This window comes from Eubacterium sp. 1001713B170207_170306_E7 (genome assembly GCF_015547515.1).
GTDB lineage: Bacteria > Bacillota > Clostridia > Eubacteriales > Eubacteriaceae > Eubacterium.
The window spans coordinates 809,164-826,398 of sequence record NZ_JADMVE010000001.1; the positions used below are offsets into that span (position 1 = coordinate 809,164).

Consider the following 17,235-nt stretch of genomic DNA (forward strand, 5'->3'; position numbering starts at 1 on the left):
TTCTTTTATTGACAGGGCCTCTGCCCTCGTATATAATAAATGAAAGTGAACACTTGCATTGGAGGTGGAGCCTTTGGATGAAACAAGGCAGAGGATTATGGACGCGACCATGGCGTTGGTGCGTGATAAGGGCTATGCGGCCACAACCACAAAGGATATTGCGCGTCAGGCCGGGGTGAACGAGTGTACCATTTTCCGGAAATTCAAGGGCAAAAAGGATATTATCCTGAACGCCATGGAGGAAAAACGGTGGCGGCCGGAGCTGGGCCCGGGTATTTTAGACAAGGTGTCCTATGAGCTTGAGCCGGACCTCAGGCTGTTTATGCGCACCTATCTGGAGCGGGTCACCGCAGACTTTGTGGGGCTCTCCATTGGGCTGCGTGCGCCTCAGATCTATGAGGAGACCGCGCCGCTGATCATGAAAACACCTCAGTCCTTTATGGACGCTCTGAAGGTGTACTTCAAGGAGATGGCAGCCCGTGGCTTAATCGCGGAGACGGATTTCGACTGCCTGGCCATGACCATCTTTTCCGCGACCTTTGGCTACACCTTCCTCAAAGCGTCCTTTGAGGACCGGCTGACACCCGTAGAGCAGGACGCCTATATCGCAAAAAGCGTCGCTCTTTTTGTCAGGGGCATTGAACGGCACTAGAAAGCAGGCACCTTCTTCCAGAGGAGGTGCCAAAAAAATAACGGATATGCAAGTAAGCACTTGCAATCAAGGAGGCTATTATGGAGATAACGGGAGCAGCATTGTTTGTAAAGGCCCTGGAAGCAGAGGGCGTGGATATGGTCTTTGGGTATCCGGGCGGGCAGGCCATTGACCTGTTCGACGCTTTATATGACCATCCGGCCATTGAGGTCATCCTGCCAAGGCACGAGCAGGGCCTTGCCCATGCCGCCGACGGCTACGCGCGTGCAACGGGAAAAGCAGGGATCTGTCTGGTGACCAGCGGCCCCGGCGCCACCAACCTGGTCACCGGGATCGCCACCGCCAATTATGACAGCGTGCCCCTCGTCTGTTTTACCGGACAGGTGGCAACCGGACTGCTGGGTAAGCAGGCTTTTCAGGAGGTAGATATTGTAAGCATAACCGAGAGCATCACCAAATACGCAGTCACGGTTTTGCGGCGTGAGGATCTGGCCGGTGAGATCCGAAAAGCCTTCTGCCTTGCGAAAAGCGGCAAGCCCGGCGCGGTGGTGGTCGATATCCCAAAGGATGTGCAGCAGGCCCTTGGCAGCGACGCCTACAGGCCTTCTGGAACAGAAGCGCAGCCGGAAAGCCCGGCGGCGCCGGATCATACCTGGGCGGATGAGGCGGCTGGCCTGCTCGCAGCGGCCAGACGCCCGTTGATCCTGGCGGGCGGCGGCGTGCATATCGCCGGGGCCTCGGCTGCGCTGCAGGCCTTTGCGCAGAAAACCGGGATTCCGGTCGTCACCACCATTATGGGAAAGGGAGCGCTGCCCACGAAGCATCCGCTGTATGCCGGCAATATCGGGATCCACGGCAGCTTTGCCGCCAATTCGGCAGTATCGGCCTGTGATGTGCTGCTGGCAGTGGGAACGCGCTTTAATGACCGCATCACCGGCCGCACCGCCGGCTTCGCAAAGAACGCGAAGCTCATTCATATCGACATTGAGCCCTCTGTCCTGTCCAGAAATGTGCCGGCCTGTCAGGCCATCACGATGGACGCCGGAAAAGCCCTTTCCGTGCTCGAACAGCGGGTGTCAAAGGCCCAGTGCCGTCAATGGTGCGGGCAGATTAATGCCTGGCGTACCCAGCATCCCCTGAGCATACCAGAGAATGGACTGACGCCGCGTCGGGTCATCGAAGCCGTCAACACACTGCTGCCAGACACCATTGTGGTTACTGATGTGGGGCAGAACCAGCTCTGGACCACCCAGTTCCTGGAGCACAGCGGCGGCAGACGGCTCATCACCTCCGGTGGTCTGGGCACTATGGGCTACGGACTGCCCGCGGCCATCGGGGCCAGCCTGGGCAACCCGGGCAGCCGGGTGGTGGCCATCATGGGGGACGGCGGCCTTCAGATGGTCAGCCAGGAGCTGGCCACCGCAGTAGTTTATGGGCTGCCTGTGATCATCTGCGTATTTAACAACGGCTGGCTGGGCAATGTGCGCCAGTGGCAGGAGCTGTTTTACGCAAAGCGTTATTCCAGCACCTGCCTGCGGGCCAGAAGAAGCTGCCGGCACCGCTGTTCCGGGCCGTCGGCGCATTGTCCGGAGTACACGCCGGATTTTGTCCGCCTTGCCGAAAGCTATGGCCTGCCCGCCCGGCGGGTTACCCGTGAGGAGGATGTGGAGCCGGCCTTCACAGATGCGTTGAGCCATACCGCCGGGCCAGTGCTCATCGAGTTCATGCTCGAAGCTGAGGCCAATGTGCTGCCCATTGTGCCGCCCGGCAATGCGCTGGATGAAATGGAGGGAATATAAAAAGGCGGCCTAAGCCACCATTTTGATAAAGCTGAGAAGCAGCTTCAGCCCGTAAAAAATAATGACAGCGCCGCAGATCACATTGATGGCCCGCAGAACCCGGTCGTTAAATTGATGGCTGAACAGGGTGATAAAGGCCGTCAGCCCAAGAAACCAGAGGCAGGAGGCTGAGGCGACCCCGGCGATAAAGGCCAGGCCCTGCTCTGGGGGCAGGGTGACCCGGAAAGCCCCCAGCATCATGGTGCCGTCGATGATGGCCTGGGGGTTGAGCCAGGTGACCACAAAGGCTGTGGCGGCTACCCGGCGCAGCGGCAGGTTTACATCCCTGGAGGTATCCAGGGCCGCCTTGCTCCGCAGCAGGCCGATGCCGATGCCAACGACAATGACGCTTCCCGCCAGCAGCACAAGCTTCTGTACCCAGGGAAACTGCTCCATGAGCGCGCCGGCGCCAAAGAAACAGGCTAAAGCCAGGGAGATGTCAAAGAAGATAACGATCAGCGCGGTGGCGGCGGAACGCCTGCGGCTCTGTGTGAGCGCTGTGTTGATGACGAACAGGTTTTGAAGACCGATGGGCGCCACGTAGGCCAGCCCCATCGTCAGTCCTTGAAGAAAATACATAATGTCCTCCTGATACCAACCAAAATGGTCAGGTTATGCTATAATTATACGTATCATAAGCGGCTGTGTCCACAGCCAAAACCATAAAAGGAACCCAACCAAAAAGGAGAGGCCTATGCAAAAATCCCAGACGCTTCAAACCGTTTGTCTCGACTGGCAGCCGGACAAAAACTCCGGCGTGCCCCTGTATGTGCAGATCGTCCGTTATGTCAGCGGCCAGGTGGCCTCTGGCCATTGGGGGGTGGGTACGCGCCTGCCCTCACAGCGGCGCATGGCCCAGGCCCTGGGCGTTAACCGCAGCACGGTGGTCACCGCCATGGAGGAACTGGCGGCCATTGGACTGGTGGAGGGCAGGGGAAGCAGCGGCACCCGCATTGCCAGCGATACCTGGTCGCTGCTGCTGTCCGGCACAGCGCCGGACTGGGGGCGTTATATCCGGTCGGGCAGCTTTCAGGCCAACCAGCCCACCGTCCAGACCATTAACCGCCTGGAGTTTGAGGACTATGTGCGCCTGGGCACCGGGGAGCTGTCACCCTCGCTCTTTCCCGGGGAGCTGATGAGCCGTGTGCTGGAAAGGCTGTCCCGCAGGACGCCGCCCCTCCACTATCTGGAGCCCCTGGGGCTGCCGGAGCTCCGGCAGGCGGTGTCGGACCGGCTTGCCCATCAGGGCATCGCGGTACCGCCCTCGGGCATTCTCATTACCTCCGGGTCGCTCCAGGCCCTGCAGCTCATTTCTGTGGGCATTTTAGACCCATCCTCCCGGGTTTTTGCCGAAGCACCCAGCTATCTGAAATCCCTTCAGGTTTTTCAGTCCGCCGGGATGTCCATTACCGGCATTCCCATGGATGAGCAGGGGCTGCTTTACCGTGAGCTGGAGCGATACCAGAAAGCCCAGGGAAAAACCAGTGAAAACCAGCTGCTCTACACCATTCCTTCCTACCAGAACCCCACGGGCACCCTCATGAGCGAGGAACGCCGGGTCGGACTCATTGCTTTCTGCCAGAAAAACCGGCTGCCGGTTATCGAGGACAACGCCTACAGCGAGCTGTGGCTGGACAGCCCGCCGCCCGCCTCTCTGAAAGCAAGGGATAAAAGCGGTATGGTGCTGTCCCTGGGCACATTGTCCAAAACGCTGGCGCCAGGCCTGCGGATCGGCTGGATCGCGGGGCCGGAATCCGTGGTGCGCCGTCTGGGGGATATAAAAATGCAGACCGACTACGGCGCCAGCTCCCTGTCTCAGTGGGCGGCGGCGGAGTTTCTGGCAGGCGGCCAGTACGACACCTATCTGGACGGGCTCAGGCGGGCGCTGAGAAAAAGGCGGGACGCGGCGCTGCGGGCGCTGGCGGATTACTTTACCGGCCTGGCGGACTGGAACGTGCCAGAGGGCGGCTTTTATATCTGGCTGCGGTTTAAAAGCCCCCTGTCCATTGACCGCTTGTTTAAAAAGGCGCTGGAGCGCCGAATCCTTTTAAACCCGGGCAGTATCTATGATTTCGCGCCCAGCCACGCCCTGCGTATTTCCTACGCCTACGAGCCGCCAGAGGTTTTCAGGGAAGCCGTGAAAACCCTGGCGGAGCTGGGACGCGGCCTGGACAGCCTTTAATCCCGGGGCCGCGAAGCAGAGGGAGCGTACCGGACATGCCCGCCAGGTCAGGACAGGACAGGGCGGCTGGTTTTAAAGCCCTGTGTTTTTCATTGCGGCAGGCCGCCTGCGCCTGTCCTCTGCGTGACATTTTGAGCCGTCCGGCCTTTACAAAATCCGGACGGCTTTTTTCACATCCTCAGACAGCCCGGTGACGCCGGGCGGTTTTCTTCCTATTAGAATAAATATAAATGCGTAAATCATAAATGACTCAGGCAGGTAGGGGGACGCGCCAAAGCTGACAAATCCGCCAGTTCCAGCTGTCCATAGGCAATGGGGATAACGGGTGGTATACTAAAGCCATCAAAACGAAAGGAGATACCCCGATGGCCTATGAAAGACAAAAGCTGAAAAACGAGCTCAAGATCAATCTGAACTACGGTGAAGTAGAGGGAAAGCTCAAAAAAAAGCTCAAGACCTTCAGCGGTCTGAGCACCGATGAAACCATTGCCACGCCAGAGGCGGTGGTGCGCACCGCCAAAGCCCTGGGCACCCTGATGGATCCCATCGTCAGCGATATTACCACCGTGATGTATTACGATAATATTGAGACTGCCTGACGCAGTGTGAAGCTTAACTAAAAAAGAGAAAGGAGAAAAAAGATGGAAACAGTGACCACCAAAAATCTGGATCTGGAATTCCAGTTGGAAAACGGCGATACCGATACCTTGAGCCTGCCCGATTATCTGGACGGCCTCACCCATGAGCAGATCACCGCGGCGGCCGACATTGTCATCGCCCAGAAAATTTTCCGCCCCGGCGGCTTTGCTTACCAGAAGCTCAAGAGCTACGAATACGTTGATAAAACCGTCCGAAAGACCGAGCTGGAGGTCTGACGGATCCCCCTACCGGAGGCACGGCACACTTTTGCGCTGTGCCTCCGGTAATGCCTGCGGCGGCCTCCTGAAATTTTTGATTATATTGTTGAAATAGAAACAAAAATTTAATATAATAGAGTGGATACCAGAGAAACAGGAGGGCAGACTGTGAACAAGCAGGATCAGGTGCTGACAGGCTTCAGGGAGCTGATGAATAAGATGACCTGGCTCAATAAATCCAAGATGGAGAAAGCGCTTAAGGGGTATAAGCCCTCTGAGGTGCACTTTATTGAATACATTGGGAGAAACGCGGATTCCAATGTGACAAGGCTGGCGGAATCCTTTTATATGACCCGGGGCGCCATCAGTAAAATTTCCAGAAAGCTCATGGAAAAGGGCGTGATTGAAAGCTACCAGAAGCCGGATAATAAAAAGGAGATCTATTTCAGGCTGACTGCCAGAGGCCGGGAGGTTTACGCGGTCCATGAGGCGCTGCACAATGCGTTTCAGAAGCGTGACAAGCCTGTTTTTGATACCATCACCGACGGGCAGCTCAATGACATGCTTTGCTTTATGGAAACCTACACCAGACACCTGGACGCAGAGATTGAAAAGCTGAATACCAGGCTTAAACCAAAATAAGAGCATCCGTTAAAAGAGCAGGCAGTCTGAGCACCCTGTGCGCAGGCTGTTTTTTTATTGTCTGATTTTGTTGACAAGGAAACATAATAATGCTATGATAAATATGTTTCCAGGGAATCAAAATTCAAATTAGCTGCAAGGACGTCTGCAAAGGAGAATACTTAACGATGTACAGAAAATCAATCTTTCACAGGGATTTTATACTGGTCGCTGCCGGCCAGATTATCTCGCTGTTCGGCAATCAGATCTTGAGGTATGCCCTGCCGCTCTATCTGCTCAATGAAACCGGGTCCTCGGCCTTATTTGGCAGCATTTTAGCCTGCTCCTTTATCCCCATGATTCTGCTCTTTCCCATTGGGGGGATCATTGCCGACCGGGTCAATAAGAGGAACATCATGGTCGCGCTGGATTTCGGCACCGCGGCCCTGACCCTGATCTTCTGCCTGCTGGCAGGGCGGGTCAGCATTGTGCCGCTCATGGCTGTAACCATGATTATCCTGTACGGCATACAGGGCGCGTACCAGCCGGCGGTCCAGGCATGTGTGCCGGATTTGGTGGCGGCAGAGCACATCATGCAGGGAAATTCCGTGGTCGATCTGATCAGCTCTCTGGCAGGCATGGCCGGACCGGTGGCGGGTGGAATTCTGTTTTCAATGGTGGGGCTTACCCCGATTTTATACGTGAGCACCGGCTGCTTTCTCGCGTCTGCGGTTATGGAAATCTTTATCCACATGCCTTGTGAGCGGAAGAAAAGCCAGGAGGGCATTGTGGTAACAGGCCTGAAGGACCTGCGGGAAAGCTTTGACTTTATCTTTAACGAAAGGCCGGTTCTGTGGAAGATGCCGCTGGTTTTTGCCAGTGTCAACCTGCTCTTAACCACGCTGATTTTAATCGGCGTTCCGGTTTTAATCACCCAGCGCATGGGCTTTGAGCCAAATACCGCCAGCCGCCTTTACGGGTTTGCCCAGGGGTTCATGGCAGGGGGCAGCGTGCTGGGCGGTCTGCTTGCCGGAGTGCTTGCGAAGAAGCTGAAACCACGGTCCATGCCCTTTCTTCTGGCCGGGTGTGCGCTGTCCGTGGGGCTGGTGGGCGTGGGGCTTCAGCTTCTGAGCGGCATGGCAGTCTACGCGGTACTGGTCGCCGGATCCAGCCTGCTGCTGGTTTTTTCAACTCTTTTTACCGTTCAGCTCATGACCTGTCTGCAGCTGCTCACCCCCAGGGAACTGACCGGAAAGGTGCTTTCCTGCGTGCTGTGTGTCTGCATGTGTACCAATCCCATCGGCCAGTTTGTTTACGGCCTTGTCTTTGAGCATATTGGCGGCAGCGTATTTCTGCCGTTTTATACCGCAGCGCTGATCATGCTGGGCATCGTTCTGCTCACACACCGTATTTTCGGTGCGGTCGATCCTCTGATGGCAGAGCAGGCAGAGCTGTGACAAATGCCCGTTTTTTGAAAATGCCACTTCAGGTTGCGGATATGCAAACCAGGGCTGGTAGACGGACTGGGCGCTTTCGGGTAAAATAGGGCTATAAGAGACGGAGGTGTTTAAAATTGGGCTTTGGCGAAAACTTGAGGCGGATCCGGAGGGACCGGCAGCTCTCCCAGGAGGAGCTGGCCGAGCGGCTGAAGGTCAGCCGGCAGGCTGTATCGAAATGGGAACAGGGCAGCGGCTATCCTGAGGTGGAAAAGCTGCTCTTACTGTCCGAGCTGCTGGAGGTCTCCTTGGATCATTTGATGGCAGAGGATTCACAACCGGAGACAGGCGGGGGCTCCGGCGCCGGAAATACCCAGAATGCCGGACGGATTTTAATCGAAGCCTTTGACGGCAGGTCAATTGTGAACTGCTGCCGGGTTCAGGCCTCGCCCCGGTTCAGGACAAAAAAGGATGAGCCCAAATACGCCCTTTTCGGCGTGGACGGCAGCTCATTTTGGGGAGAAAACACCACGGTGCTGGGCTGGTATGCCGGGGAGGAGGCCCTTGAGCGGGAAATCCAGGAAATTAAAAAGGCTCTGGCCGGGGGATGCGCCTCCTACACCCTTAAGTATGCGGTTAAGGTTAAGCGGCATTGGGGTAAAATAAAGATTGTGGAATAGAGGCGTCTGTGTTATGCTTGAAGCGACTGAAAAGAGAGGTGGTATTTCTTGAAACGCTGCATTGCAATAACTGGAATAGCCCGCAAATAGTTTAACACAACAGGAGGATTAAAATGACTATTCCAGCGAAAAAAACCTATCCCCGGACGGGAGATAAACAAACCGTCTATTTAAAGGATGTTATCACCAACCCAGCGATAACCGTTGGCGATTATACCATGTATAATGACTTTACAGGCGACCCCGCGTTGTTTGAGAAGAATAATGTGTTATACCAGTATCCGATCAACCACGACCGGCTGGTGATCGGAAAATTCTGTTCCATCGCCTGCGGCGCCCGTTTTCTGTTTAACAGCGCGAACCACACCCTGCGCTCGCTCTCGACCTATCCCTTTCCGCTCTTCTTTGAGGAGTGGGGCCTCGACCCAAAAGATGTGGCCGCGTCCTGGGACAACAAGGGCGATATTATCGTCGGCAACGACGTCTGGATCGGCTATGAGGCGGTCGTATTGGCAGGGGTGACCATCGGCGACGGGGCCGTGATCGGAACCCGGGCAGTGGTCACAAAGGATGTTCCGCCCTACACCATTGTGGGCGGGGTGCCGGCCCGGCCCATCAAAAAACGGTTTTCCGACAAGGCGGTCGCAGAGCTGCTTGAAATAAAGTGGTGGGACTGGCCCAGGGAAAAAATCGCCCGGAACATTGCCGCCATACAGGAGGGCTGTATCGAACGGCTGAGGTGAAATTATACGATTCGGATCAACAGAGGCACGGCACAATTTTGCGCCGTGCCTCTTGTTTTATGTTATACTAAAGCCATACTTACGAAACCGGAGGAAATCTGAATATGCCCACCCTGTTTCTTCGCGGGCTCAGCCAGAATGAACTGAGAAAATCGACGTAACCGGAAAGAGGATTGATGCGATCGCAAAGGAAATAATTACCCTTAAATAAAGGCAGAGATCTGGAGGAAAACATGAAAAAGATGCTGCTGGTCTCAATGTTTCAGAACGTTGAGCATTTGTTAAAGCAGGTGGAACCCGAGCTCAAAAATAAAACAGTCACCTATATTCCAACTGCCAGCCGCGCGGAGCCCCTGGGATTCTTCGTGAAAATTGGGCGGTGGCGCCTGAAAAGGCTGGGAATGCTGGTGGATGAGCTGGAGATTTCCACCGCGTCCTATGAAACCATTAAAGACAAGCTGGAAAAGAATGACTGTATTTATATCACCGGCGGCAACACCTTTTACCTGCTTCAGGAATTGAGAAGAACCGGGGCCGACCAGCTGCTGGTTCAGGAAGTAAACAAAGGGAAGCTTTATATCGGCGAATCGGCCGGGGCCATCGTGGCCGCGCCGGATATTGGCTATTCGGCCGGCATGGACAAGGTGGAAAAAGCCCCGGAATTAAAGGATTATAAAGGCCTGAACCTCATTGACTTTTACGTGCTGCCCCACGCCCAGAACCGGGAGTTCAGAAAGAGCGTTGAAAAGATCAGGGCGGATTACGGCAAGGCACTGGATTTAAAGGTCATCAATGACCGTCAGGCCGTCTTTGTCGAGGGCGAGCGGGTTCAGATTTTAGGCAAATGCTGAAAGCATAGAGGAGGACATATCATGAAGCTAGGCATTATCCGGTGTATGCAGACAGAGGATTTCTGTCCGGGAACAATGGATTTTAAGGTGATTAAGGCCCGCGAGGGGGTCTTTGCAGGGGTAACAGAGGATATCGAAATTATCGGCTTCACAAGCTGCGGCGGGTGCCCGGCAAAGAAAGCGGTCCTCAGGGCAAGAGAGCTTGTAAAGCGAGGCGCGGACACCATCGCCTTTGCCTCCTGTATTCAGAAGGGCAACCCCATCGGCTACCCATGCCCCTTCGCCAGGAAAATGAAGGATATTATCCAGAAAGACCTGAAGGATAAGAAGATCCGGTTTCTTGATTATACGCATTGAAAGCGGTGCGGCACGGTGGGATTATTGTTAGTAAGGCGATATGGCCTGTTTGGAGGCGTTCTATGAATATTGAAAAAATATCTTTTAATGTGATCGCGGACTGGCTGAAAGCCCTGATCATGGATTATGGACTTAGCCTTGAGATGCTTTCAAATTATCTTTCATTAACGCGTGAACAGATCATCTGGCTTTCGGATGGAAAGCTGGAATTTCTGTCAGACGAAAATCTGGATAAAGGCCGTCTTTTCGATAAAACCGCGGCCCTGTATCTCAGCGCCACAGAGGATAAAGACCTTAAATTAGCGGGATTTTTGGATGTATTAATCACCCATTATCACCTGTCGCAGGAGACGATCGCCAAAATGGCCGGCGTTGAGGAAAGGGAGGTCGGGCATCTTTTACAGAATCGGCCGGGACTTATCTCTGAAAATGCAAAATACCGCATTGCGGTGACGGTGATGTCATTGCGGTTCCTTTTAAAGGATACTGCAGATAAAATATAAAATACGGAGAGATAACCATGGAGACTGTATCTGTGAAAATCGGTACTGCCAGAGCTGTCTGAGTAGCGTACAACGGTTTGATAAAGGAACACGGCCAGCCAAAGTAATTTTGATAATTTAGGAGGTGGGCGCATGATTCGTCAAATTAAATATTTTCAGGCTGTGATACGCAGCAACAGCTTTTCGGAAGCGGCAGAGGAGTGTCATATTTCGCAGTCTGCCATATCGCAGCAGGTTCAGGCATTGGAGCGGGAGCTTGGGTTTCAGCTGCTAGAGCGAAAAAACAGGAAGTTTACGCTGACGCCCTCCGGAGAATATTTTTATAAAAAAAGTCTGATCCTCATCGCGGATTATGAACGAATCTGCAATGAGGCCAACCGAATTGCCCATGAAGAGGAGGCCGCTCTGAGCGTTGGCTATCTGCGCGGCTATAATGGACCGGCACTCATTGGGGCAATGGACGCGTTTGCCTTTAAATATCCGCAAGTCAGGGTGAAAACCGAGCCCGGAGACCATGAAGAATTATTTGCGCAGCTGCGCGGCGGCTGTGTGGATTTAGTCTTTACCGACCAGCGCAGGGCCTTTTCGGAGGAATACGTGAATATTGTTTTATCGCACAGCCGCACGTTTATTGCCATTTCAGCGCGCAGCCCGGTTGCGGCGCTGGAATCAGTTACACTGGAGGAGCTGAAGAACACCCCCTGTATTTTGGTCGCCTCTGAGACACAGCAGAGGGTTGAGGAGGCTTATTACCGTGACGTGATCGGATTTCAGGGTGAGTTTTGGTTTGCCGAAAATCTGGAGGAGGCAAAATTACTGGTGATCAGCGGAAGCGGCTTTATGCTGACCAATGGTGAAAACCACCGCGAAAAAATCGAAAATTCGCTCTGCCATGTCCCTCTGTTTCGCAATGACCAGCCGGTTTCTCAGACATATTGTGTCTTTTGGAAACGGGATAACACCGCAAGGTATAAAGAAGCCTTCGCGGAAATTTTAAAAGGCCAGTTTGATCAGTAAACAGAGGTTCTTTTGGCAGTATAAACGGTTCTCACGCCTGGGAGCCGTTTTTTTGTATTAGTAAAACTTATTAAAAAGCCTGGAAAGCCGAATTGATTTCGCGGCTTTATGAGGCTTATAATACAGATAGAAAATGGATAGCGGCGGCATAGCCGTGTTAGCTGTTTTAAATGATTTATGAAATGAGGTAAGCGATCATGGATAAGGAAGTAATGCTCTGGACAGGCGCGGGACAGATTGGGATGGCGATCACACGCCGGACAGGGTATGGTAAAAAAATCATCGTTGGCGATAAAAGCCTCGAAAACGCCCGGTCGGCGGCGGATATTATGAACCAGGCGGGGTTTGACGTCACGCCAATGGCAATGGACTTAGGGTCAAGGGAATCGATTGCGCATCTGATTTCCAGCGCGCAGGAATACGGCGAAATCACCGCCTTTGTCAATGCCGCCGGGGTGTCCCCGAGCCAGGCGTCCATCGAAACCATTTTAAAAGTGGATTTGTATGGCACCGCTGTGCTTTTGGAGGCGGTTGGAAAAGTGATCGCCCGGGGCGGCGCGGGCGTAACGATTTCCAGCCAGTCGGGCCACCGCATGCCGCAGCTGACGCCGGAGGAAGACGCGCAGCTGGCATGCACCCCGCCAGAAGAACTGTTGGATTTAGAAATACTTCAGCCGGGGAGGATTCAGGATCCGCTGCATGCCTATCAAATGGCAAAACGCTGTAATGAAAAGCGCGTCATGGCAGAGGCTGTGAAATGGGGGAAAAGAAACGCCCGTATCAACTCCATTTCGCCGGGAATCATCATCACTCCTTTGGCCATGGATGAACTGAATGGGCCCCGGGGTGATTTCTATAAAAATATGTTTGAAAGCTGTCCGGCCGGGCGGCCCGGCACCGCCGATGAGGTGGCAAATGTGGCCGGGCTGTTAATGAGCGGCCAGGGCGCGTTTATCACCGGATCGGATTTTCTGATTGACGGCGGCGCAACCGCAGCTTATTTTTATGGAGCGTAGCGGGCGCCTGGTCTTTTGCCCGGCTTGTCTTTAGCAGCACAGCGCAGTTTTGCGTTGTGCTTTTTTGGCTTCAGTTTTAACGTGTAATTGGCGCTGAAATGTGATATAATTGTTATAAATTCAATAGAGGAGGATAAAAATGCATCGTGTAAAAAAGTATCTGCCTTTTATTATTGGCGGCGTTGTGTTGTTGGTGGTGGCGATTGGCCTGTTTGTCTGGTATAATTGGCAGACGCCGGAAAAGGTATTGAACCGTTATATCCAATATGTCAATGAGGGCCGGTACGAGGATATGTATGAGCTGCTGTCTGAAAAAGCCAAGGGCTATACTGACCGGCAGGCCTTCCTTGACCAGAATAAAAACATTTATGAGGGCATCGAGGCAAGCAATGTTAAGATCAGCAATATCATAAAAAGCGACGAGAGCACAGACAACTATACCTACCTCGAATATGACTATGAAATGGATACGGTTGCAGGCCATTATAGGGGAGGTACCAGTGCGCGTATTACAAAAAAACCAAACGGCTGGGCCATCGACTGGAATGAGGGCATGATTATTCCCAGCCTTTCAAAGGGACAGACCGTATCGGTGGTGCCGGTCACGGCGGAACGCGGCAGCATTTATGACCGCAACGGCAATCTGCTGGCAGGAAAGGGGCAGGTTCTGGAGATCGGCATTGTCCCGGAAAAACTGAGCGCTGAAACAAAAGACGCTGATCTCCAGTCCATGGCGGCTCTGCTTGGCATGAAAACAGAGGCTATCCAGTCAAAGCTTTCCCAAAGCTGGGTGACCGATGATGTGCGTGTGCCCATGGCCAACATCAACATGGCGGACACCGCTCTTGAAGCGCAGCTCCTGGCTATCCCGGGTGTGTACACGGATACGGCCGAGGTACGGACCTACCCCTACGGCGAAAAAGCCTCTCAGCTGACCGGCTACGTGCAGGGGATATCGGCTGAGGAGCTGGAGACCCGCGGCGATGAGGGCTACACGGAGAGCTCTGTCATTGGCAAATCCGGCTTGGAGGCCGCCTATGAAAGCCGGCTCCGGGGAAAGGACGGCTGTAAGATTCAGGTTGACAAGGGTGGCTTTGACAATTATCAGGATGAGGCGGGAAACTGGACTCAAAAGCCGAGAATCTGGACGCTTGTCGAGGACAAGGCTGAAAAGGGAGAGGATGTCACGGTGACCATTGACGCCTCGCTCCAGACCCGGCTTTACGACCAATTCGCCTCTGATAAGAGCAGCTCAGTAGCCATAAACCCCAAAACCGGCGAGGTGCTGGCCCTTGTCAGTACGCCCTCCTTTGACGCCAATGCCTTTATCAGCGGCTTCTCAGAGGAAGCGTGGAACGCGTTGAGTACAGACCCCTCAATGCCGCTTCAAAACCGGTTTGAAGCCGCCTATGCGCCGGGCTCATCCTTTAAGCCCCTCACCGCGGGTGTGGGCATGACAAGCGGAAACCTTGATCCCGCGGCGGATTTTGGCGCAAGCGGTACCAGCTGGCAGAAGGACGCCTCCTGGGGCGGTCTAATGATCACGACGCTCCAGGCCTATGACGGCCCGGCAAATCTTGAAAACGCCCTGGTTTACTCAGACAATATCTATTTTGCCAAGGCGGCGCTCCAGATGGGCGGCACGGCCTTTAAAGAGGGGCTGGAAAAATCCGGCTTTGGCAAGGTCCTCGATTTCCCGCTGGCCCTGTCCCCGTCCCAGGTTTCCAATTCCGGTGATTTCGCGAACGAGGGACAGCTGGCCCAGAGCGGCTACGGACAGGGCGAGGTTTTAGTCAATCCGGTACACATGGCCTCGGTCTACTCGGCCTTTGTCAATGAGGGCAGTATGATCAAGCCAGTGCTGGAATACAGTGGAACCCCGCAGTTCTGGTATAGGGACGTGTTTTCCAGTGCGGCGGCCGATACTATCCGCAATGACCTGATCCAGGTGGTTGAAAACCCGGCCGGCACTGCTCACGAAGCGTATATCGACGGCGTGACCCTGGCGGGTAAAACAGGGACGGCAGAAATCAAAGCCTCCCAGGACGATACAGGCGGCACTGAAATCGGCTGGTTTAACGCTTTTACCGCCGACCCGGACAGCCCGGATCCGCTGCTGGTCGTCAGCATGGTAGAGGACGTCAAGGACCGCGGCGGCAGCCATTACCTGGTGCCAAAGGTGCGAAGCGTATTCTGAGCTGTCAAAAAGCCGGACAAGCAGGGGTGTATCCTGTTTGTCCGGCTTTTTAAAAAGGCTCCGTTGAACCCTGACAGCTACTTTTTGGGCTCAAACCGGGCTGGCAGCACAGCACAATTTTGCGCTGTGCCTTGTTTTTATGCTATACTTAGCTTAGACAAAAACGGATTAAGCTGGCAGATTTTGAGGTTCAGTCGTTGTGGGAAGGCAGGAGAGGAAATGATTAAAAAAGCAGGAATTGATAATGGCCGCGGCTTTGACTGGGGGCGCACCTCGGAGGATTACGCGAGATACCGGGATATCTATCCCCAGGCGTTTTACCAGAAGCTTCTGGATATGGGCGCGTGCACCGCGGGCCAGAAGGTGCTGGATATGGGTACGGGCACGGGTGTGCTGCCCCGCCATTTATACCCCTGCGGCGCGGATTTTACAGGCGTTGATATTTCAGAAAACCAGATCCGGCAGGCCATCCTTCTGGCTGAGGAGCAGAAAGCAAAGATTGACTTTTTATGCGTACCCGCCGAGGAGATGGCGTTCCCGGACAGCAGCTTTGACGTGATAACCGCGTGCCAGTGCTTTACCTATTTGGACCATGAAGCCCTTGCACCCAGGCTTTCTGCCATACTCCGGCCCCAGGGGCGGCTGATCATTCTGTACATGGCGTGGCTCCCCTTTGAGGATGCCGTCGCCGGGCAGAGCGAGGCCCTTGTGCTTAAGTACAATCCTGACTGGACCGGGCGCCGGGAGGAAAGGCATTTAATCGGCGTGCCCGGGGCCTATAACGAGTACTTCACCCTTGAGCACCAGGAGGTTTTTGATCTGAAGGTTCCCTTTACCCGAGAGAGCTGGAACGGCCGGATAAAAGCCTGCCGGGGCATTGAGGCGTCACTGTCCGAAGAAGAGACGGCCGCCTTCGACAAAGAGCACCGTGAGCTTTTGGATAGGATTGCGCCGCAGCGATTTGAGGTTTTACACTACGCCGCGGTAACCGTATTAAAAAAACGATAAGGATGCGTGATTGAATATGTTAATTCGATTTGATGAAATGAAGGAAGTAACGATTCCACATTTAAATGACGGCGCGGGCTCGGTGTCCGCGAAAATGTATATGGAGCCCTCCAACAAGATGATGATCAGCCGCCTGCCCGTTGGCGTCTCCATTGGGATGCACGCCCACACGACAAGCAGCGAGGTCAATTATGTGCTCAGCGGCACCGGCATGGCTGTCTGTGACGGAGACGAGGAAGTGCTGGAGCCCGGCTGCTGCCAGTACTGTCCTAAGGGCTCATCTCACAGCATCATCAATACCGGAAATGAGGACTTGGTTTTGTTTACTGTGGTGCCGGAGCAGTAGGAAAGAGGAATTGGCAGTAAAACTGTGGAAAAAAAGAAAATCATCAAGGGCAGCCTGTGTGCCATTGTCTGTGAGGCGCTCTTTGGACTGAGCTATTTATTCACTAAGCAGGCAACCGCCTCGGCCAGTCCGCTGACGCTGCTCAGCTGGCGGTTTATCACTGCTTTTCTGGTCATGAACCTGTGTGTAGCAGCCGGGGTGGTCCGGGTTCATTTGAAGGGCAAGGGGCTGTGGCCTTTATTTTTGATCGCTGTTTTTCAGCCGGTCATCTATTTCGTGGGTGAGACGGCAGGTATCCGCCTGACGACCGCTTCGGAGAGCGGTGCGTTCCTCTCCATCATTCCGGTAGTGACCTTGATGGCCGGGGCACTGATTTTAAAGGAAAAACCCACAAAGCTGCAGGTAACAGGGGTGTGCGTCACCATGGCCGGTGTGTTGGCCTGTGTTTTATCCAAGGGGATGGAGGCCTCCTTTAATCCGATGGGGTATCTCATGCTGTTAGTGGCCGTGGTTTCCTACAGCCTGTACGCTGTTTTTTCCCAAAAGGCGGTTTCCTTTTCCAGCGCGGAAAAAACCTATGTGATGATCGCCTTTGGCGCCTTTGCCTTCACGGCCGCCGCTCTGATACAGAGTTTCCAGACCTCGGCGGTCATGGAACTTTTAACGGCGCCTTTTACTAACCGCGGTTTTCTTACCGCAGTTTTATACCAGGGCATCGGCTGTTCGATCCTGGCCTTTTTACTTAACAATCTGGCCATCGCTACCATCGGCACCAACCGGTCGGCCTCTTTTGTAGGAATATCCACGGTGGTCTCCATTCTGGCTGGCGTGGTTTTCCTGAGGGAAAGCTTTTCCGCGCTTCAGGTGCTTGGAACCTTGTTTGTCATCGGCGGCGTTTATCTGGCTAATCTGAAAGGGAACGGTTATTAAA

19 protein-coding genes are annotated in these 17,235 nt (G+C 54.1%); 18 read left to right on the top strand and 1 reads right to left on the bottom strand.

Going from position 1 to position 17,235, the window contains the following annotated elements:
• The first annotated feature begins 64 nt into the window (after window positions 1-64).
• Both I2B62_RS03995 and ilvB read left to right on the top strand, forming a co-directional pair.
• Entirely contained in the window at window positions 65-652 is a 588-nt protein-coding gene (locus I2B62_RS03995; RefSeq protein ID WP_347707791.1) for a TetR/AcrR family transcriptional regulator, read from the top strand.
• 80 nt (window positions 653-732) lie between these two features.
• Complete coding sequence (gene ilvB, locus I2B62_RS04000) at window positions 733-2,451, top strand: biosynthetic-type acetolactate synthase large subunit (protein WP_195267670.1); 1,719 nt, start codon at window positions 733-735, stop codon at window positions 2,449-2,451.
• 9 nt (window positions 2,452-2,460) lie between these two features.
• Here ilvB and I2B62_RS04005 read toward each other — a convergent pair whose 3' ends face one another.
• On the bottom strand, window positions 2,461-3,069 hold the full coding sequence (locus tag I2B62_RS04005) for a LysE family transporter (RefSeq protein ID WP_207735929.1): 609 nt from the start codon (window positions 3,067-3,069) through the stop codon (window positions 2,461-2,463).
• Window positions 3,070-3,184: 115 nt separating this feature from the next.
• Here I2B62_RS04005 and I2B62_RS04010 point away from each other — a divergent pair, with 115 nt between their 5' ends.
• The 16 genes from I2B62_RS04010 to I2B62_RS04085 all read left to right on the top strand — a co-directional run bounded on the left by I2B62_RS04010 (window position 3,185) and on the right by I2B62_RS04085 (window position 17,234).
• Entirely contained in the window at window positions 3,185-4,672 is a 1,488-nt protein-coding gene (locus I2B62_RS04010; protein ID WP_195267671.1) for a PLP-dependent aminotransferase family protein, read from the top strand.
• A gap of 365 nt (window positions 4,673-5,037) precedes the next feature.
• Window positions 5,038-5,271 carry a hypothetical protein gene (locus tag I2B62_RS04015; RefSeq protein WP_195267672.1) on the top strand — a complete coding sequence of 78 codons (234 nt, stop codon included), beginning with the start codon at window positions 5,038-5,040 and terminating at the stop codon, window positions 5,269-5,271.
• A gap of 42 nt (window positions 5,272-5,313) precedes the next feature.
• Entirely contained in the window at window positions 5,314-5,547 is a 234-nt protein-coding gene (locus I2B62_RS04020) for a DUF2922 domain-containing protein (RefSeq protein ID WP_195267673.1), read from the top strand.
• Window positions 5,548-5,697: 150 nt separating this feature from the next.
• Window positions 5,698-6,171: a MarR family transcriptional regulator gene (locus I2B62_RS04025; RefSeq protein WP_195267674.1), complete on the top strand. Its 474-nt coding sequence runs from the start codon at window positions 5,698-5,700 to the stop codon at window positions 6,169-6,171.
• Between the two features lie 128 nt (window positions 6,172-6,299).
• Window positions 6,300-7,607, top strand: a complete 1,308-nt coding sequence (locus tag I2B62_RS04030) for an MFS transporter (protein WP_347707792.1) — start codon at window positions 6,300-6,302, stop codon at window positions 7,605-7,607.
• Between the two features lie 116 nt (window positions 7,608-7,723).
• Window positions 7,724-8,266, top strand: a complete 543-nt coding sequence (locus tag I2B62_RS04035; protein WP_195267676.1) for a helix-turn-helix transcriptional regulator — start codon at window positions 7,724-7,726, stop codon at window positions 8,264-8,266.
• Window positions 8,267-8,379: 113 nt separating this feature from the next.
• Window positions 8,380-9,009 carry a CatB-related O-acetyltransferase gene (locus I2B62_RS04040; protein ID WP_195267677.1) on the top strand — a complete coding sequence of 210 codons (630 nt, stop codon included), beginning with the start codon at window positions 8,380-8,382 and terminating at the stop codon, window positions 9,007-9,009.
• A gap of 233 nt (window positions 9,010-9,242) precedes the next feature.
• Window positions 9,243-9,860 carry a Type 1 glutamine amidotransferase-like domain-containing protein gene (locus I2B62_RS04045; protein WP_195267678.1) on the top strand — a complete coding sequence of 206 codons (618 nt, stop codon included), beginning with the start codon at window positions 9,243-9,245 and terminating at the stop codon, window positions 9,858-9,860.
• Window positions 9,861-9,881: 21 nt separating this feature from the next.
• Window positions 9,882-10,217, top strand: coding sequence for a CGGC domain-containing protein (locus tag I2B62_RS04050; RefSeq protein ID WP_195267679.1), 336 nt, complete (start codon window positions 9,882-9,884; stop codon window positions 10,215-10,217).
• 62 nt (window positions 10,218-10,279) lie between these two features.
• A complete protein-coding gene (locus I2B62_RS04055) occupies window positions 10,280-10,720 on the top strand; it encodes an HTH domain-containing protein (RefSeq protein ID WP_195267975.1) in 441 nt (146 codons plus the stop codon).
• A 132-nt stretch (window positions 10,721-10,852) separates the two neighbouring features.
• A complete protein-coding gene (locus I2B62_RS04060) occupies window positions 10,853-11,737 on the top strand; it encodes a LysR family transcriptional regulator (RefSeq protein WP_195267680.1) in 885 nt (294 codons plus the stop codon).
• Between the two features lie 197 nt (window positions 11,738-11,934).
• Window positions 11,935-12,753, top strand: coding sequence for an SDR family oxidoreductase (locus I2B62_RS04065; RefSeq protein WP_195267681.1), 819 nt, complete (start codon window positions 11,935-11,937; stop codon window positions 12,751-12,753).
• Between the two features lie 139 nt (window positions 12,754-12,892).
• Window positions 12,893-14,950: a penicillin-binding transpeptidase domain-containing protein gene (locus I2B62_RS04070; protein ID WP_195267682.1), complete on the top strand. Its 2,058-nt coding sequence runs from the start codon at window positions 12,893-12,895 to the stop codon at window positions 14,948-14,950.
• A 219-nt stretch (window positions 14,951-15,169) separates the two neighbouring features.
• Window positions 15,170-15,958: a class I SAM-dependent methyltransferase gene (locus I2B62_RS04075; RefSeq protein WP_195267683.1), complete on the top strand. Its 789-nt coding sequence runs from the start codon at window positions 15,170-15,172 to the stop codon at window positions 15,956-15,958.
• Window positions 15,959-15,974: 16 nt separating this feature from the next.
• Window positions 15,975-16,304: a cupin domain-containing protein gene (locus I2B62_RS04080; protein ID WP_195267684.1), complete on the top strand. Its 330-nt coding sequence runs from the start codon at window positions 15,975-15,977 to the stop codon at window positions 16,302-16,304.
• Window positions 16,305-16,328: 24 nt separating this feature from the next.
• Window positions 16,329-17,234 carry a DMT family transporter gene (locus tag I2B62_RS04085; RefSeq protein ID WP_195267685.1) on the top strand — a complete coding sequence of 302 codons (906 nt, stop codon included), beginning with the start codon at window positions 16,329-16,331 and terminating at the stop codon, window positions 17,232-17,234.
• Window position 17,235: the final 1 nt, after the last annotated feature.

Bases quoted from the DNA above. Each gene is read 5' to 3' on its own strand.
- I2B62_RS04010 (WP_195267671.1), top strand. From the start codon at position 3,185: ATGCAAAAATCCCAGACGCTTCAAACCGTTTGTCTCGACTGGCAGCCG.
- I2B62_RS04015 (WP_195267672.1), top strand. From the start codon at position 5,038: ATGGCCTATGAAAGACAAAAGCTGAAAAACGAGCTCAAGATCAATCTG.
- I2B62_RS04050 (WP_195267679.1), top strand. From the start codon at position 9,882: ATGAAGCTAGGCATTATCCGGTGTATGCAGACAGAGGATTTCTGTCCG.
- I2B62_RS04070 (WP_195267682.1), top strand. From the start codon at position 12,893: ATGCATCGTGTAAAAAAGTATCTGCCTTTTATTATTGGCGGCGTTGTG.
- I2B62_RS04055 (WP_195267975.1), top strand. From the start codon at position 10,280: ATGAATATTGAAAAAATATCTTTTAATGTGATCGCGGACTGGCTGAAA.
- I2B62_RS04065 (WP_195267681.1), top strand. From the start codon at position 11,935: ATGGATAAGGAAGTAATGCTCTGGACAGGCGCGGGACAGATTGGGATG.
- I2B62_RS04005 (WP_207735929.1), bottom strand. From the start codon at position 3,069: ATGTATTTTCTTCAAGGACTGACGATGGGGCTGGCCTACGTGGCGCCC.
- I2B62_RS04060 (WP_195267680.1), top strand. From the start codon at position 10,853: ATGATTCGTCAAATTAAATATTTTCAGGCTGTGATACGCAGCAACAGC.
- I2B62_RS04020 (WP_195267673.1), top strand. From the start codon at position 5,314: ATGGAAACAGTGACCACCAAAAATCTGGATCTGGAATTCCAGTTGGAA.
- I2B62_RS04080 (WP_195267684.1), top strand. From the start codon at position 15,975: ATGTTAATTCGATTTGATGAAATGAAGGAAGTAACGATTCCACATTTA.
- I2B62_RS04045 (WP_195267678.1), top strand. From the start codon at position 9,243: ATGAAAAAGATGCTGCTGGTCTCAATGTTTCAGAACGTTGAGCATTTG.
- ilvB (WP_195267670.1), top strand. From the start codon at position 733: ATGGAGATAACGGGAGCAGCATTGTTTGTAAAGGCCCTGGAAGCAGAG.
- I2B62_RS04075 (WP_195267683.1), top strand. From the start codon at position 15,170: ATGATTAAAAAAGCAGGAATTGATAATGGCCGCGGCTTTGACTGGGGG.
- I2B62_RS04040 (WP_195267677.1), top strand. From the start codon at position 8,380: ATGACTATTCCAGCGAAAAAAACCTATCCCCGGACGGGAGATAAACAA.